Raw genomic sequence first — 17703 nt, 5'->3', positions numbered from 1 at the left:
TCGGGCGGGGAACGGGGGCGGGCACGTGAGCCGCATGGTCGTGGTCGAGCCCGGTCCGCTCGCGCTCGTCGAGGATCTCGGCAGGCCGGGGCTCGCCCGGCTCGGAGTCGCCGGCTCCGGCGCCCTCGACCGCTCCGCCCTCAGGCTCGCGAATCGGCTGGTCGGCAATCCCGACGGTGCGGCCGGGCTCGAGATCCTGATGGGCGGCTTCAGAGCCCGATTCGACGACGAGGCCTGGCTCGCGGTGACCGGCGCCTGGGGGCCGGTAGCGCTCGACGACCGGCCTGCCCCGCCCTACACGGCGCTGCGGGCGAGTGCCGGCGCGATGCTCGAGATCGGCACCGCCGAACGCGGCGTGCGCTACGTGCTCGCGGTCCGCGGCGGCTTCGACGAGCCGGTGACGCTCGGCTCCCGCTCGCGCGACACGCTGGCCGCGATCGGCCCGGGCCCGGTGGCCGCGGGCGCGGCGCTCTCGATCGGCGCGCGGCCCGAGGCATCCGTGCCCCTGCTCGACCGCGCAGCGGCCTTCCCGCCGCCCGCCGGCGCGGTGACGCTCGCCCTGATGCCCGGCCCGCGGGCCGAGTGGTTCACGGATGCCGCGCGCACGACGCTCTTCGATGCGGAATGGCGCCTCTCGGGCCAGGCCGACCGGGTCGGCGCCCGGCTCACGGGCCCGGCCCTCGAGCGTCGCGTGCCGGGCGAGCTCGCGAGCGAGGCGACCGTGCCGGGCTCGATCCAGGTCGCGGGTGACGGCCGGCCGACGATCCTGCTCGCGGACCGCCCGGTGACCGGCGGCTACCCCGTCATCGCCATCGTGGCGCCCGCCTCGCTCGACGCGGTCGCGCAGCTGCGACCCGGCCAGGAGGTGCGGTTCCGGCACGCCTGACGACGGCGGCGCTGATCGAGTGCGAGGGGTTCAGCCGCCGGGCTTCGAGAGGAAGACGGAACGCGCGGGCGGCGGCGACGGCACCGCCGTGGCGTCGGTCACGACCGGCGCACCGGCGATGAAGCGGCGCAGCTCATCGCCGTCGACGAGTTTCGCGGGCGCCGGGTCGCTCGCGAGGCGCCGCGGCAGCCCGCCGAACGGCAGCTCGTCGTGCGAGGCGTACATCACCACGTTGCCGAAGCGGCGCCCCTTCAGCATCGAGGTGTCCGCGGCGATCGCCACGTGCGCGAAGACGTGCGCGAGGGTCGCGGCCTGCGAGCGGGCGAAGCCGAGGCCCGCGCCGTCGGCGACGTTCACGGCGACGATGCCGCCCGGTGCCAGGCGCGGCGAGACGAGCCCGTAGAACTCGGCGCTCGTCACGTGCGCGGGCGTTCGGGCACCCGAGAAGATGTCGACGACCGCGATGTCGACCGCGCCGTCGAGCCCGGCCGGCAGCTTCGCGACCACGTCGCGTGCGTCGCCGTGCCGCACCCGCACCTGGGCGCCGCGGGGCAGCGGCAGGTGCTCGCGCACGAGCTCGACGAGTTCGGACTCGAGCTCGACGACCTGCTGGCGTGAGCCGGGGCGCGTCGCCGCGACGTACCGGGGTAGCGTGAGCGCACCCCCGCCGAGGTGCACCGCCGTGATCGGCTGCCCCTCGGGGCGCACGAGGTCGATGGCGTGGCCGATGCGGCGCACGTACTCGAAGCCGAGCCAGTCGGGCCGCTCGAGTTCGACGTGCGACTGCGGCGTGCCGTCGACGAAGAGGGTCCACGAACCGGGCGTCTGGCGCGACTCCTCGAGCCGGGCGAGGTGGCCGCTGACGGCGAGGTGGCGTTCGAGCTCTGACACGGATGCCACGCTACAGCTCGTGCCTCGATACGCGCCGTGACGCATCGGCGCCCGGCTCGCAGCGCATGCCGGCTAGCAGGCGCCCCAGAGCACGAAGTCGAGCCGGGCGCCGTCGAGCACGCCCGCCGGATGCGGCCCCTGGGTGAGCAGCCGGTCGCGGATGCCGCCGGGCATCCCGCCGGGTGCGGCGACGAGCACGGAGTTGCCCTCTTCCGCGCCGGAGAGCACGCCCGGGTCGCCGGCGACGAGGAGCGCGGCGGCGGGGTCGGCGCGGGCGATCGCGCGAGCCTGGCTCCGCAAGCGGGTGAGGCCGGCCGCATCCGCCACGTTCACCGCGAGCACGCCCCCGGGGGCGAGCAGGCGCAGACAGGTGCCCATGAACGGCACGGTGTCGACGAAGTCGGGCGGCTCGAGCCGGCTGTAGAGATCGACGATGACGACGTCGAAGCCGGGGGAGAGGGTGTCGATGACGGATGCCGCGTCGCCGACGACGCGCTCGATGGGTTCACCGGCCGGCAGCGGCAGTCGATCGAGCACCGCGTCGAGCATCTCGGCGTCGAGTTCGACGACGAGCTGCGCCGAGCGGGCCCGGGTCGCTGCGACGTACCGGGGGAGCGTGAGGGCGCCGCCGCCGAGGTGCAGCACGCGAAGCCGGGCGCCCGGCGTGCCGAGCGCGTCGACGACGTGGCCGAGGCGGCGGGTGTACTCGAAGAAGAGGCGGGTGGGGTCGATCGGGTCGACATGCGACTGCGCGGTGCCGTCGACGAGCAGGGTCAGGCCCGTCGACGAGAACACGTCGCTCTCGAACTCGATGCGCGGCTCCATGCCTGCATCGTGCCACGGATGCGTCGTGGCCGATGCCCCGGATGACGCCTTGGGAACCGCCGCGAACGCCGCCGCGGAACGGATCGACGCACGGGCGCCGAGCGGCCCGCCGCTCGGCCCTCGACGGGTTCTGCCGCCCGGAATCCCGGGCCCCCGGGAGGGTCGAAATCGGGTTATACCGGAGAATCGCAGACAAATCAAGAATCGACTGGACATGTCACCTTCGGCGACATATAGTTAACCTTTGCGCTCCCAGACCCACCCTGCCTTCATATTGCGGTCGGCTTCCCGTGCGTGTCGAGATCCTGAGGTCTTCGACATCCGCATTCGTCTGAGGGGTTCCACTCTCCGCTACGACAGTGAACCGGCCCGACGGGGCCATGGAGGTTATTCACTTGGCTGCTGCGCGCAACGCAACCACGCCCACTCCCAAGAACGGACGCGGTGCAAGCCGTCTCTCGTTCGCCAAGGTCACAGATACCCTCACGGTACCCGACCTGCTGGCTCTTCAGACTGAGAGCTTCGACTGGCTCGTCGGCAACGAGGCATGGAAGTCACGCCTCGCCGATGGCAAGGCGGCCGGTCGTCAAGACCTGCCCGAGACCACCGGTCTCGAGGAGATCTTCGAGGAGATCTCGCCGATCGAAGACCTCGGCGAGACCATGCAGCTCTCGTTCACCAACCCTGAGCTCGAGCCTCCGAAGTACACGATCGACGAGTGCAAGGAGAAGTCCAAGACCTACTCCGCACCGCTGTACGTGAACGCGGAGTTCATGAACCACCTCACGGGTGAGATCAAGACGCAGACCGTCTTCATGGGCGACTTCCCGCTGATGACCCCCAAGGGCACCTTCGTGATCAACGGCACCGAGCGTGTCGTCGTCTCGCAGCTCGTGCGTTCGCCGGGCGTCTACTTCGAGCGCACCCCCGAGAAGACCTCCGACAAGGACATCTACTCGGCTCGCGTCATCCCGAGCCGCGGTGCCTGGCTCGAGTTCGAGATCGACAAGCGCGACCAGGTCGGCGTTCGCATCGACCGCAAGCGCAAGCAGTCGGTCACCGTGTTCCTCAAGGCCCTCGGCCTGACCTCCGAGGAGATCCTCGAGGAGTTCGCCGGATACGAGTCGATCGCCCTCACCCTCGAGAAGGACAACATCCTCACGAAGGAAGAGGCGCTCAAGGACATCTACCGCAAGCTCCGTCCGGGCGAGCAGGTCGCCGCCGAGGCCGCGCGTGCGCTCCTCGACAACTTCTACTTCAACCCGAAGCGCTACGACCTCGCCAAGGTCGGCCGGTACAAGATCAACAACAAGCTCGGGCTCGAGGCTCCCCTCACCGACTCGGTGCTGACGGTCCAAGACATCGTCGCCACGATCAAGTACCTGGTCGCCCTGCACGACGAGCGCACCACCCTGCCCGGCCGCCGCGCCGGCAAGGCGGTCGAGCTGCGCCTCGACGTCGACGACATCGACAACTTCGGCAACCGCCGCATCCGTGCGGTGGGCGAGCTCATCCAGAACCAGGTGCGCACCGGCCTCAGCCGCATGGAGCGCGTCGTCCGCGAGCGCATGACCACGCAGGACATCGAGGCGATCACCCCGCAGACCCTGATCAACGTGCGACCCGTCGTCGCGGCGATCAAGGAGTTCTTCGGCACCTCGCAGCTGTCGCAGTTCATGGACCAGAACAACCCGCTCGCGGGCCTGACCCACAAGCGCCGCCTTTCGGCGCTCGGCCCCGGCGGTCTCTCGCGTGACCGCGCGGGCGTCGAGGTTCGTGACGTCCACCCCTCGCACTACGGCCGCATGTGCCCGATCGAGACCCCGGAAGGCCCGAACATCGGCCTCATCGGTTCGCTCGCGTCGTTCGCGCGCATCAACTCGTTCGGCTTCATCGAGACGCCGTACCGCAAGGTCGAGGCCGGCAGGGTCACCGAGCAGATCGACTACCTCACCGCCATGGAAGAAGAGGAGTACATCGTCGCGCAGGCCAACGCCCCGCTGACGAAGGACTCGCACTTCGCCGAAGAGCGCGTGCTCGCCCGCAAGAAGGGCGGCGAGGTCGACCTGTTCCCCGCCGAGCAGATCGGCTACATGGACGTCTCGCCGCGCCAGATGGTCTCGGTCGGCACCTCGCTCATCCCGTTCCTCGAGCACGACGACGCGAACCGCGCCCTCATGGGTGCGAACATGCAGCGTCAGGCGGTGCCGCTGCTGCGCAGCGACTCGCCGTTCGTCGGCACCGGCATGGAGGGCTACGCCGCGATCGACGCGGGTGACGTGGTCACCGCCGACAAGGCGGGCGTCGTCACCGAGGTCTCGGCCGACTCGGTCACCGTGCAGCTCGACGAGGGCGGCACGCAGACCTACTTCCTGCGCAAGTTCGACCGCTCCAACCAGGGCACCTCGTACAACAACCGCGTGCTCGTGAACACGGGCGACCGCGTCGAGGCCGGCGAGGTCGTGGCCGACGGTCCTGCGACCGACAACGGCGAACTCGCCCTCGGAAAGAACCTCCTCGTGGCGTTCATGCCGTGGGAGGGTCACAACTTCGAGGACGCGATCATCCTCAGCCAGAACCTCGTGAAAGACGACGTGCTCTCGTCGATCCACATCGAGGAGTACGAGGTCGACGCCCGCGACACGAAGCTCGGCAAGGAGGAGATCACCCGTGATCTCCCGAACGTCAGCCCCGACCTGCTGGCCGACCTCGACGAGCGCGGCATCATCCGCATCGGTGCAGAGGTGCGCCCCGGCGACATCCTCGTCGGCAAGGTCACGCCGAAGGGCGAGACCGAGCTCTCCGCTGAGGAGCGCCTGCTCCGTGCCATCTTCAACGAGAAGAGCCGCGAGGTTCGCGACACCTCGCTGAAGGTGCCCCACGGTGAGCAGGGCACGATCATCGCCGTCAAGGTGTTCGACTCGCAAGACGGCGACGACGAGCTCGGCTCGGGCGTCAACCAGCGCGTGGTCGTCTACATCGCCCAGAAGCGCAAGATCACCGAGGGCGACAAGCTCGCCGGCCGCCACGGCAACAAGGGCGTCATCTCGAAGATCCTGCCGGTCGAGGACATGCCGTTCCTCGCCGACGGCACTCCCGTCGACGTCATCCTGAACCCGCTCGGCATCCCCGGCCGCATGAACTTCGGCCAGGTGCTGGAGACCCACCTCGGATGGGTCGCCAAGCAGGGCTGGAAGGTCGAGGGCAACCCGTCGTGGGCCAAGAAGCTCCCGAAGGAAGCGCACGAGGCCGCGCCCGGCACCAAGGTCGCGACCCCGGTGTTCGACGGCGCGCTCGAGGAGGAGATCGCGGGTCTGCTCGACTCGACGCTCCCCAACCGCGACGGCGAGCGGCTCATCGATTCGAGCGGCAAGACGCAGCTCTTCGACGGTCGTTCCGGCGAGCCCTTCCCGTACCCGGTCTCGGTCGGCTACATGTACATCCTGAAGCTGCACCACCTCGTCGACGACAAGATCCACGCGCGTTCGACGGGCCCGTACTCGATGATCACCCAGCAGCCGCTCGGTGGTAAGGCGCAGTTCGGTGGCCAGCGATTCGGTGAGATGGAGGTCTGGGCGCTCCAGGCCTACGGCGCCGCATACGCGCTCCAGGAGCTCCTGACGATCAAGTCCGACGACATCCTCGGCCGCGTGAAGGTCTACGAGGCGATCGTCAAGGGCGAGAACATCCAGGAGCCCGGCATCCCCGAGTCGTTCAAGGTGCTCATGAAGGAGATGCAGTCGCTCTGCCTGAACGTCGAGGTGCTCTCGGCCGACGGCACCGCGGTCTCGCTCCGCGACACCGACGACGAGGCCTTCCGCGCTGCGGAAGAGCTCGGCATCAACATCTCCGCGCGCTTCGAGTCGTCGAACATCGACGAGATCTAAGCCAGGCCAGTAGACGATTCCAGAGACTTTCCAAGGAGAGAAATTGCTCGACGCAACGACTTTTGACGAGCTTCGCATCGGCCTGGCCACCGCAGAGGACATCCGCAAGTGGTCCTACGGTGAGGTCAAGAAGCCCGAAACCATCAACTACCGCACCCTGAAGCCCGAGAAGGACGGTCTGTTCGGTGAGCAGATCTTCGGCCCGAGCCGCGACTGGGAGTGCGCCTGCGGCAAGTACAAGCGGGTGCGCTTCAAGGGCATCGTCTGCGAGCGCTGCGGCGTGGAGGTCACCAAGTCCTCCGTCCGCCGTGAGCGCATGGGCCACATCGAGCTCGCCGCGCCGGTCACGCACATCTGGTACTTCAAGGGTGTGCCGAGCCGTCTCGGCTACCTGCTCGACATGGCGCCGAAAGACCTCGAGAAGGTCATCTACTTCGCCGCGTACATGGTCATCGACGTCGACGACGAGGGTCGTCACGCCGACATGCCCGGCCTCGAGAACGAGCTCCGGCTCGAGATCAAGACCATCGGCGACCAGCGCGACGCCCGCATCGCCGAGCTCATGAAGCGCAAGGAGTCCGAGCTCGAGCAGCTCGAGGCCGAAGGCGCCAAGAGCGACCAGAAGAAGCGCGCAGAGGCCGCAGCCGACAAGGAGATGACGCAGGTCCGCAAGTCGGGAGACGAGCAGATCGCGCACCTCGAGCGCGTGTGGGAGGACTTCCGCACCCTCAAGGTCGGCGACCTCAAGCCCGAGGACTCGGTGTTCCACGAGCTCCAAGACCGCTTCGGCATGTACTTCGACGCCTACATGGGCGCCGAGGCCATCAAGAAGCGCCTCGAGGCCTTCGACCTGGCCGCCGAGGCGGAAGACCTGCGCCTGCAGATCGCCGAGGGCAAGGGCCAGAAGAAGATCCGCGCGATCAAGCGCCTGCGCGTCGTCAGCTCCTTCCTGCAGACCGGCAACTCGCCGGCCGCGATGGTGCTCGACGTCGTGCCGGTCATCCCGCCCGAGCTCCGCCCGATGGTGCAGCTCGACGGTGGCCGCTTCGCGACCTCCGACCTCAACGACCTCTACCGTCGTGTGATCAACCGCAACAACCGTCTTCGTCGTCTGCTCGACCTCGGTGCTCCTGAGATCATCGTCAACAACGAGAAGCGGATGCTGCAGGAGGCCGTCGACGCACTGTTCGACAACGGCCGTCGCGGTCGTCCCGTCACCGGCACCGGCAACCGCGCCCTGAAGTCCCTGAGCGACATGCTCAAGGGAAAGCAGGGTCGCTTCCGCCAGAACCTGCTCGGCAAGCGCGTCGACTACTCGGGCCGTTCGGTCATCGTCGTCGGCCCGCAGCTGAAGCTGCACCAGTGCGGTCTGCCCAAGCAGATGGCGCTCGAGCTCTTCAAGCCGTTCGTCATCAAGCGCCTGATCGACCTGAGCCACGCTCAGAACATCAAGGCCGCCAAGCGCATGGTCGAGCGTTCGCGTCCGCAGGTCTGGGACGTGCTCGAGGAGATCATCCGCGAGCGCCCGGTGCTGCTGAACCGTGCACCGACGCTGCACCGCCTCGGCATCCAGGCGTTCGAGCCGCAGCTCGTCGAGGGCAAGGCGATCCAGCTCCACCCGCTCGTGTGTGCTGCGTTCAACGCGGACTTCGACGGCGACCAGATGGCCGTGCACCTTCCCCTCTCGGTGGAGGCGCAGGCCGAGGCCCGCATCCTGATGCTCGCCTCGAACAACATCCTGAAGCCGTCCGACGGCCGCCCGGTGACCCTGCCCACGCAGGACATGATCATCGGCCTGCACCACCTGACGACGGGCAAGCCCGGCGCAGCGGGTGAGGGTCGTGCATTCTCGTCGATCGCCGAGGCCATCCTCGCGTTCGACCAGAACCGTCCGGGCGAGATCGCGCTCGACCTCGGTGCCACGGTGAAGATCCGCCTCGAGGGGCTGCACTTCGCCGAGGGCGAGACCCCCGAGAACTTCGTGCCGGGCAAGCCCTACCTGCTCGAGACGACCCTCGGGCGTGCGCTCTTCAACGAGGCGCTGCCGGTGGACTACCCCTACGTGAACGCGCAGGCGGGCAAGTCGCAGATCTCCGAGATCGTCAACGACCTCGCCGAGCGCTACCCGAAGACCGAGGTCGCCGCGACCCTCGACCGGATCAAGGACGCCGGCTTCCGCTGGGCGACCCGTTCGGGCGTGACCGTCGCGCTCTCCGACATCCTGACGCCGCCCAACAAGGGCGAGATCGTCTCGAAGTACGAGAAGCAGGCCGCCAAGGTCCAGGGCCAGTTCGAGAAGGGTCTGACCACCGACCTCGAGCGTCGCCAGGAGCTCATCCAGATCTGGACCAAGGCCACCGACGAGGTCGCCAAGGCCATGCAGGAGAACTTCCCGACCGACAACACCATCAACCGCATGGTGACGTCGGGCGCTCGTGGTAACTGGCTGCAGGTGCGCAACATCGCCGGCATGCGAGGCCTCGTGAACAACCCGAAGGGTGAGATCATCCCTCGCCCGATCATCTCGAGCTACCGCGAGGGCCTCTCGGTCGCCGAGTACTTCATCGCGACCCACGGTGCCCGCAAGGGTCTGGCCGACACGGCCCTCCGTACGGCCGACTCGGGCTACCTCACGCGTCGTCTCGTCGACGTCTCGCAAGATGTGATCATCCGCGAAGACGACTGCGGCACGACCAAGGGACTCGAGCTGCCGATCGCGACGACGGATGCCTCGGGGGCGCTCGTGCGCGACCCGAACGTCGAGAACGCGGTCTACGCCCGCAGCCTCGCCGCCGACGCGGTCAGCGCCAAGGGCGAGGTCGTGGCCGAGGGCGGCTCCGACGTCGGCGACGTGCTCATCAACGAGCTCATCGCCGCGGGCGTCGAGACGATCAAGGTGCGCTCCGTGCTCACCTGCGAGTCCGCCGTCGGTGTCTGCGCGAAGTGCTACGGCCGTTCGCTCGCGACCGGCAAGCTCGTCGACATCGGCGAGGCCGTCGGCATCATCGCGGCCCAGTCGATCGGTGAGCCCGGCACGCAGCTGACGATGCGTACCTTCCACACCGGTGGTTCGGCCTCGGCCGACGACATCACGCAGGGTCTGCCCCGCGTGCAGGAGCTCTTCGAGGCGCGTACCCCCAAGGGTGCGTCGCCCATCGTCGAGGCCCCGGGTCGCATCACGATCGACGAGACCGACAAGCAGCGCAAGGTCATCCTCACGCCCGACAACGGCGACGAGCCGATCGCGTACAACGTGCTCAAGCGTTCGACCCTCCTGGTCGAAGACGGACAGCACGTCGAGCTCGGCCAGCAGCTGATCGTCGGCACCGTCGACCCGAAGGAGGTCCTCCGGGTCAAGGGTGTGCGCGAAGTGCAGAAGCACCTCGTCAACGGCGTGCAGGACGTCTACCGTTCGCAGGGTGTGCCGATCCACGACAAGCACATCGAGGTCATCGTGCGCCAGATGCTGCGCAAGGTCACCGTCGTCGACCACGGCGACACCGACCTGCTGCCCGGTGAGCTCGTCGACCGCCTGAAGTACAACGACATCAACCGCACTGCGCTGACCGAGGGCAAGAAGACCGCCTCGGCCCGCCAGGAGGTCATGGGTATCACCAAGGCCTCGCTCGCGACCGAGTCGTGGCTGTCGGCCGCGTCGTTCCAGGAGACGACCCGCGTGCTCACGCAGGCCGCCATGGAGGGCAAGTCCGACCCGCTCGTCGGGCTCAAGGAGAACGTCATCATCGGAAAGCTCATCCCGGCGGGTACCGGCCTCGGCAAGTACCGCAACGTCGCTGTGGAGGCAACGGAGGAGGCGAAGGCGGAGCGCTACCCGAACCGCATCTTCACCGACGACGCGGCGTTCACCGAGGGAGACCTGAGCTTCGTCGACTTCGACGCGTTCTCGAGCGACGACTTCACCCCCGGCAACTACAGCTAGTCGCCGAACACGACAGCAGGGCCCCGGAGCGATCCGGGGCCCTGTTTCGTGTCGGGGGATGCCGCGCCATCCGCGCGCCCGCTCGGGTGACGGATGCCGCGGCATCCGTGCCTGATCGCCGGTGACAGGCGGGCACCGGCGGTCTTCGGCTGAGCGAAGCGCCGTGCGCGCTGACGGGTTCCGGGGCGCCGCCTTGCTACAGTTGGCCAACCGCGGGTACGAGGGGTGCCCGGAAGGAGCGCGATCATGAGCAGCACGACCCCCGGAACCGACCCGGAGCGCCGCGACGAGCACACCGGCCCGGTCGATGACCAGGCCGGCGCCGACGAGACTGCCCCCGCCCTCGCCGTCAACGACACCGGGGCGTACGACGAGCCGGCCCCGGTCGATTCGTCCGACGCCGACGCCGACGCCGACGCATCGGCGCGCTCTGCGGAACTCCCCGACGCGGCCGCCGCCGACGGCGGGAGCGACGACCTCGCGGTGACGTCGCGCCTCGACGAGGCCGTCGAGCGCGCCAACGCCTCCGCGGCGACGGAGACCAACGGCATCGATGACACCGACGGCTCGTCGGCGCCCGCGCCGGTCGCCGCAGACGCCGTTCGGCGCGAGACCTACGTGCCGGCCGCGACCGTCACGGCGGGCACCACCGCGGGTGCAGCGACCCTCGCCGACGCTCCCGAACCGGTCTACGTCGCCCGGCAGCCCGGGCCGCAGACGATCTACGTGCAGGCGCCGACCCCGCCGAAGGCGAAGGGCAACCGCGGCTTCGGCGTGCTCGTCGCTCTCGTCGGCACGGTGCTCTTCGGGATCCTCTACGCCGCCATCGCCTATGTGCTCTATCTGAGCTACGGCGCACCGGCGGGTGAGGCGATCGGCATCGTCGACTTCCTCGTGCAGCCCACGTTCTGGGTGCCGCTCGTCGCCTTCTTCGCAGGGTTCGCGCTGCTCGCGGCGATCATCAATCGCGGTCCCTGGTGGACCTACGCAGTGTTCGGCCTGCTCGTCGGCGTGCTCGTCTACTTCGCGTACATCGGCGGCTCGCTCCTCGCCGTGCAGGCATGGACGCTCACCCTCGAACAGGCGAACGGGTTCATCGCCGAGCGCTGGCTCGACCCCTTCGCGATCGTCGCGGCCGTGATCGCCCGCGAGATCCCGATCTGGTTCGGCGGCTGGATCGCGGCACGGGGCCGTGCGGTCACCGAACGCAACCGTCTCGCGATCGAGGCGTACGACCGCGAACTCGCGGCCGGTCCGCAGGTGCAGCGCTACTGAGCGGAGCCGGCCGACGCAGCGAGGAGCCGCCTCATCGCCGCGGGTGTCGTGTTCGCGATCACCACGTGACGGCGGCTCGCAGCGAGTGACCCTCTTCGCCCAGGCGTACGCTCGAAGGCATGGACCCCCGCCGCACGGCATGGATCGTCGCCTCGTTCGCCGCCGCGCTCGATCTCGCGCTCGTCGTCTGCGCGTACGGGTTCGTCAGCCTGCTGGGCGGCATCGAGGTGATCGCCGACCCCGCGGCCGGGCGCTTCGTGGCACCGGCGGCGGTCGGGGCATCCGTCGTCGCCCTGCTGCTGACCCTTGCCGGCACATTGCGCCGACCCGATCGGATGTCGCCGAGCGTCGTGGTCTCCGCGGCCTGCACGTGGCTCGCCGCGGTCGTGGTCGCGATCATCGGGTATGCGATCGCGAGCGCTTCGAGCACGTTGCTGGCGGCGCTCCTGTTCGGACTGGGCTTCGGCATCGGCTGGTTCGGCCTGCTCATTCCGGCGCTCGCCGCGCTGACGGCCTCGTTCGCAGTGCTCGTCGCACGCGGCCGTGACGCCGGCATGGCGCGGCCGCGCTGGCCGTGGGAGCGCGACGAAGACGAGTGACGGAAGCCGCCGGTCGGCGCGCCTTCGCCGGCGGTTCGGTGACGCGCGACGGGCGCAGCGCTATCGTGAACGTGATGCAGGGTTCGATCGAGGCCAGGGTGAGCCACGAGGTCGACCGGTGGCTGGCGTGGCTGCCCCGGTGGCGACCCGGCACGCATCGCGCCCGCGTGCGCCTCTGCACGCGGTGCTTCGGCTCACCGATCCTCGCCGCGGCCGGTCTCGACGTCGACGTGCCGCACCCCGTGCAGCATGCCTTCTCGATGCGCATGAAGGGCATCATCGACGTCGCGGTCGACGACTACACCGAGCGCAACCTGCCGATGCTGCACCGTGAGATCCGGCTCGCCGAAGAGCGCAAGGCACGGCGGCCGTATCGCGCGGGGGAGGGGCTCGACCCCGAGTTCCTCGGACTCGACCTCGATCCCGAGCCGTTGCCCGACCAGCCCTTCCTGTTCACGCTGAGCGGCCTCGAAGCGGATGCCGCTGCCGAGGCCCTCGAACCGGCACCGCGGCCCTTCACGATGGAGGAGAAGGAGGCGCTCCGTGAAGAGGTGCGCCTCGCCGACGAGTTCGCCAAGCAGCTCGGTCGCCGCATCTGCGTCGAGCTCGCCCAGCACCGCGGGCGCATCGGCGACGCGGTCACCGAGTTCGTCGAACCGCAGGTCGAAGACCTCCTCGCCGACCTCGAGCGCGAGCTCGACGCCCCCGGCTGGGCCGGCTGACGGCCGGCCGGCCGCGAACGGGGCGGGCGGCATCCGCAGTCATTTGACCGCAGGGTGACGTGGCATTACGATTGATCCGGTGTGCGCTTTGACGCGTGCCTGCATCGTGCCATGACATTCGCGAGAATCGACGACACGAGGCAGGCAGCGGAGATCCGACCACTTCATGGGCACCCTCGCGGGTCGCCCCCACGGCATACCCATCGTTCACAGGTGCTGCAGCTCTGCAGTGCTGGTGGGTCGTGATGTGAATTCCATCAAACGCTGTCACCGTGCAGCACCAACAAGGAGAAGCAGTGCCAACGATTCAGCAGTTGGTCCGAAAGGGTCGCTCGCCGAAGGTCACCAAGACCAAGGCTCCCGCCCTGAAGGCCAACCCCCAGCAGCGCGGCGTGTGCACGCGTGTGTACACCACCACCCCGAAGAAGCCGAACTCCGCGCTCCGCAAGGTCGCCCGTGTGAAGCTCTCCAACGGCAGTGAGGTCACCGCCTACATCCCCGGCGAGGGCCACAACCTCCAGGAGCACTCGATGGTGCTCATCCGCGGCGGTCGTGTGAAAGACCTTCCGGGTGTGCGCTACAAGATCGTCCGCGGCGCGCTCGACACGCAGGCCGTGAAGAACCGCAAGCAGGGTCGCAGCAAGTACGGCGCGAAGATGGAGAAGAAGTAATGCCTCGCAAGGGACCCGCTCCGAAGCGCCCCGTCGTCGCCGACCCGGTCTACGGTTCGCCCGTCGTCAGCCAGCTCGTCAACAAGATCCTCATCGACGGCAAGAAAGACCTCGCGCAGCGCATCGTGTACGAGGCGCTCGAGAACGTCGCCGAGAAGAACGGTCAAGACGCCGTCGCCACCCTGAAGAAGGCGCTCGACAACGTGCGCCCGACCCTCGAGGTGCGTTCGCGTCGCGTCGGCGGCTCGACCTACCAGGTCCCCGTCGAGGTCAAGCCGCACCGCGCCAACACCCTGGCTCTCCGCTGGCTCACCAGCTACGCCAAGGCTCGTCGCGAGAAGACGATGACCGAGCGTCTCACCAACGAGATCCTCGACGCATCGAACGGCCTGGGTGCCGCGGTCAAGCGCCGCGAAGACACCCACAAGATGGCCGAGTCGAACCGCGCCTTCGCCCACTACCGCTGGTAGCAGGCCGAGCGGATGCCGCGGCCGCGGCATGCGGCATCCGCTCCCCCTTCTCTTTCCCTTCCTGATCTCCGGAGGAACCCCCGTGGCACAAGACGTGCTCACCGACCTGAACAAGGTCCGCAACATCGGCATCATGGCGCACATCGATGCCGGCAAGACCACCACGACCGAGCGCATCCTGTTCTACACGGGCGTCAACCACAAGATCGGCGAGACCCACGACGGCGCCTCGACGACCGACTGGATGGAGCAGGAGAAGGAGCGCGGCATCACGATCACGTCTGCCGCCGTGACCTGCTACTGGAACAAGAACCAGATCAACATCATCGACACCCCCGGCCACGTGGACTTCACGGTCGAGGTCGAGCGCTCGCTCCGAGTGCTCGACGGCGCGGTCGCCGTCTTCGACGGCAAGGAGGGCGTCGAGCCCCAGTCCGAGACCGTCTGGCGCCAGGCCGACAAGTACGACGTGCCGCGCATCTGCTTCGTCAACAAGATGGACAAGCTCGGTGCCGACTTCTACTTCACGGTCGACACCATCGTCAACCGCCTCGGTGCGAAGCCCCTCGTGCTGCAGCTCCCGATCGGGTCGGAGTCCTCGTTCGAGGGCGTCGTCGACCTCGTCGAGATGCGTGCGCTCACCTGGCGCGGCGACGCGAAGGGTGACGTCAAGATGGGCGCCGAGTACGCCATCGAGGAGATCCCCGCCGACCTCGTCGACAAGGCCGCCGAGTACCGCACCGCGCTGCTCGAGACCGTCGCCGAGACGAGCGACGAGCTCATGGAGAAGTACTTCGGCGGCGAAGAGCTGACCGTCGCCGAGATCAAGGCCGCGATCCGCAAGCTCACCGTCAACTCCGAGATCTACCCCGTGCTCTGCGGCTCGGCGTTCAAGAACCGCGGCGTGCAGCCCATGCTCGACGCCGTCATCGACTACCTCCCCTCGCCGCTCGACGTGCCCGCCATCGAGGCGCACGACGCTCGTGACGAAGAGAAGGTCGTCATGCGTCACGCCGACGCCACGGAGCCGTTCACGGCCCTCGCGTTCAAGGTCGCCGTGCACCCGTTCTTCGGTCGCCTCACCTACGTCCGCGTCTACTCCGGCCGCCTCGACAGCGGTGCCCAGGTCGTCAACTCGACCAAGGGCAAGAAGGAGCGCATCGGCAAGATCTTCCAGATGCACGCCAACAAGGAGATCCCCGTCGAGTCGGTGACCGCCGGCAACATCTACGCCGTCATCGGCCTGAAGGACACCACCACCGGCGACACCCTCTGCGACCCGAACAACCAGGTCGTGCTCGAGTCGATGACCTTCCCCGAGCCCGTGATCGAGGTCGCGATCGAGCCGAAGACCAAGGCCGACCAGGAGAAGCTCGGCACGGCGATCCAGAAGCTCGCCGAAGAGGACCCGACCTTCCGCACCGAGCAGAACCAGGAGACCGGTCAGACGGTCATCAAGGGCATGGGCGAGCTCCACCTCGACATCCTGGTCGACCGCATGAAGCGCGAGTTCAACGTCGAGGCCAACGTGGGCAAGCCCCAGGTCGCGTACCGCGAGACGATCAAGCGCGCGGTCGAGAAGCACGACTACACCCACAAGAAGCAGACCGGTGGTTCCGGCCAGTTCGCGAAGATCCAGTTCGCGCTCGAGCCGCTCGAGATCGAAGGCGACAAGATCTACGAGTTCGAGAACAAGGTCACCGGTGGCCGCGTTCCGCGCGAGTACATCCCCTCGGTCGACGCCGGGTTCCGCGACGCCATGCAGTACGGCATCCTCGCGGGCTACCCGATGGTCGGCGTGAAGGCGAGCCTGCTCGACGGTGCGGCGCACGACGTCGACTCCTCCGAGATGGCGTTCAAGATCGCCGGCTCGATGGGCTTCAAGGAAGCCGCTCGCAAGGCGAACCCCGTGCTTCTCGAACCGCTGATGTCCGTCGAGGTCCGTACTCCTGAGGAGTACATGGGCGACGTCATCGGCGACCTGAACTCGCGTCGCGGCCAGATCCAGTCCATGGAGGATGCCGCCGGCGTGAAGGTCGTGCGTGCGCACGTCCCGCTCTCGGAGATGTTCGGATACATCGGCGACCTTCGGTCGAAGACCTCTGGTCGCGCGGTGTACTCGATGGAGTTCCAGAGCTACGCGGAGGTCCCGAAGGCTGTGGCCGACGAGATCGTCCAGAAGAACAAGGGCGAATAGTCCGATACGCACGAACCTGCCGGTTCGCGTAACATATCAACACAACCCCCGTAGGCCACCGGTCGCAATCCAGCGCCCGGCGGTTCTACACGAGTCCTGAGGAGGACCCACAGTGGCTAAGGCCAAGTTCGAGCGGACCAAGCCGCACGTCAACATCGGAACGATCGGTCACGTCGACCACGGCAAGACCACGCTCACCGCCGCGATCTCGAAGGTGCTCGCCGACAAGTTCCCGTCGGCCACCAACGTGCAGCGCGACTTCGCGTCGATCGACTCCGCTCCCGAAGAGCGCCAGCGCGGCATCACGATCAACATCTCGCACGTCGAGTACGAGACGCCGAAGCGCCACTACGCGCACGTCGACGCCCCGGGTCACGCCGACTACATCAAGAACATGATCACCGGTGCTGCCCAGATGGACGGCGCGATCCTCGTGGTCGCGGCGACCGACGGTCCGATGGCTCAGACGCGTGAGCACGTGCTGCTCGCGAAGCAGGTCGGCGTGCCCTACCTGCTCGTCGCGCTCAACAAGTCCGACATGGTCGACGACGAAGAGATCCTCGAGCTCGTCGAGCTCGAGGTTCGCGAGCTGCTCTCGAGCCAGGGCTTCGACGGCGACAACGCTCCCGTCGTGCGCGTCTCGGGCCTCAAGGCGCTCGAGGGCGACGAGAAGTGGGTCCAGTCGGTCCTCGACCTCATGGACGCCGTCGACGAGTCGATCCCCGACCCGGTGCGCGACAAGGACAAGCCCTTCCTCATGCCGATCGAGGACGTCTTCACGATCACCGGTCGTGGAACCGTCGTCACGGGCCGCGCCGAGCGTGGCACGCTGAAGATCAACTCCGAGGTCGAGATCGTCGGCATCCGCCCGACGCAGAAGACCACGGTCACCGGCATCGAGATGTTCCACAAGCAGCTCGACGAGGCATGGGCCGGCGAGAACTGCGGTCTGCTCCTTCGCGGCACCAAGCGCGAAGACGTGGAGCGCGGCCAGGTCGTCGTCGCACCCGGCTCGGTCACCCCGCACACGAACTTCGAGGGCACCGCGTACATCCTCTCCAAGGAGGAAGGCGGGCGTCACAACCCGTTCTACGCGAACTACCGTCCGCAGTTCTACTTCCGCACCACCGACGTCACCGGCGTCATCACGCTGCCCGAGGGCACCGAGATGGTCATGCCCGGCGACACCACCGACATGACGGTCGAGCTCATCCAGCCGATCGCCATGGAGGAGGGCCTCGGCTTCGCCATCCGCGAGGGTGGACGCACCGTGGGTGCCGGTACGGTCACCAAGATCGTCAAGTAGGTTCTCCTACTGATCGCCGACAGGGGTCGGGCCT

Annotated in this window: 12 protein-coding genes; 10 read left to right on the top strand and 2 right to left on the bottom strand. The window is 68.1% G+C overall.

The features are described from left to right. Positions 1–34 precede the first annotated feature (34 nt). Positions 35–886 (top strand): 5-oxoprolinase subunit C family protein, encoded by an 852-nt coding sequence (locus DCE93_RS11625; RefSeq protein WP_244284296.1) that lies wholly within the window; start codon positions 35–37, stop codon positions 884–886. Positions 887–916: 30 nt separating this feature from the next. Here DCE93_RS11625 and DCE93_RS11620 read toward each other — a convergent pair whose 3' ends face one another. Together DCE93_RS11620 and DCE93_RS11615 are read right to left on the bottom strand one after the other, a co-directional pair. Then, the gene (locus tag DCE93_RS11620) at positions 917–1777 is read right to left on the bottom strand and encodes a spermidine synthase (RefSeq protein WP_108596749.1); all 861 of its coding nucleotides are present in this window, start codon (positions 1775–1777) and stop codon (positions 917–919) included. 72 nt (positions 1778–1849) lie between these two features. Next, positions 1850–2602 carry a spermidine synthase gene (locus tag DCE93_RS11615; RefSeq protein WP_168186211.1) on the bottom strand — a complete coding sequence of 251 codons (753 nt, stop codon included), beginning with the start codon at positions 2600–2602 and terminating at the stop codon, positions 1850–1852. Positions 2603–2997: 395 nt separating this feature from the next. Here DCE93_RS11615 and rpoB point away from each other — a divergent pair, with 395 nt between their 5' ends. From rpoB to tuf, 9 genes are all read left to right on the top strand, one after another. Next, positions 2998–6489 (top strand): DNA-directed RNA polymerase subunit beta, encoded by a 3492-nt coding sequence (gene rpoB / locus DCE93_RS11610; protein WP_108596017.1) that lies wholly within the window; start codon positions 2998–3000, stop codon positions 6487–6489. Positions 6490–6532: 43 nt separating this feature from the next. After that, the gene (gene rpoC, locus DCE93_RS11605; RefSeq protein ID WP_108596016.1) at positions 6533–10429 is read left to right on the top strand and encodes a DNA-directed RNA polymerase subunit beta'; all 3897 of its coding nucleotides are present in this window, start codon (positions 6533–6535) and stop codon (positions 10427–10429) included. Between the two features lie 246 nt (positions 10430–10675). Next, positions 10676–11704, top strand: a complete 1029-nt coding sequence (locus tag DCE93_RS11600; RefSeq protein WP_108596015.1) for a hypothetical protein — start codon at positions 10676–10678, stop codon at positions 11702–11704. 119 nt (positions 11705–11823) lie between these two features. Continuing rightward, complete coding sequence (locus tag DCE93_RS11595) at positions 11824–12303, top strand: DUF6121 family protein (protein ID WP_108596014.1); 480 nt, start codon at positions 11824–11826, stop codon at positions 12301–12303. Then, on the top strand, positions 12300–13025 hold the full coding sequence (locus tag DCE93_RS11590) for a spermidine/putrescine ABC transporter substrate-binding protein (RefSeq protein WP_338027572.1): 726 nt from the start codon (positions 12300–12302) through the stop codon (positions 13023–13025). Before DCE93_RS11595 ends, DCE93_RS11590 begins: the two co-directional genes overlap by 4 nt. 296 nt (positions 13026–13321) lie before the next feature. Beyond that, entirely contained in the window at positions 13322–13696 is a 375-nt protein-coding gene (rpsL, locus tag DCE93_RS11585; RefSeq protein WP_108596013.1) for a 30S ribosomal protein S12, read from the top strand. Next, on the top strand, positions 13696–14166 hold the full coding sequence (gene rpsG, locus DCE93_RS11580; protein ID WP_108596012.1) for a 30S ribosomal protein S7: 471 nt from the start codon (positions 13696–13698) through the stop codon (positions 14164–14166). Before rpsL ends, rpsG begins: the two co-directional genes overlap by 1 nt. A gap of 82 nt (positions 14167–14248) precedes the next feature. Further along, positions 14249–16363: an elongation factor G gene (gene fusA / locus DCE93_RS11575; protein WP_108596011.1), complete on the top strand. Its 2115-nt coding sequence runs from the start codon at positions 14249–14251 to the stop codon at positions 16361–16363. Between the two features lie 112 nt (positions 16364–16475). Next, positions 16476–17669 (top strand): elongation factor Tu, encoded by a 1194-nt coding sequence (gene tuf, locus DCE93_RS11570; protein WP_108596010.1) that lies wholly within the window; start codon positions 16476–16478, stop codon positions 17667–17669. Positions 17670–17703 lie beyond the last annotated feature (34 nt).

It is taken from the genome of Agromyces badenianii (assembly GCF_003070885.1).
GTDB lineage: Bacteria > Actinomycetota > Actinomycetes > Actinomycetales > Microbacteriaceae > Agromyces > Agromyces badenianii.
Note: the sequence above shows the minus strand (reverse complement) of the source record. Positions and strands in the feature narration are given on the sequence as shown.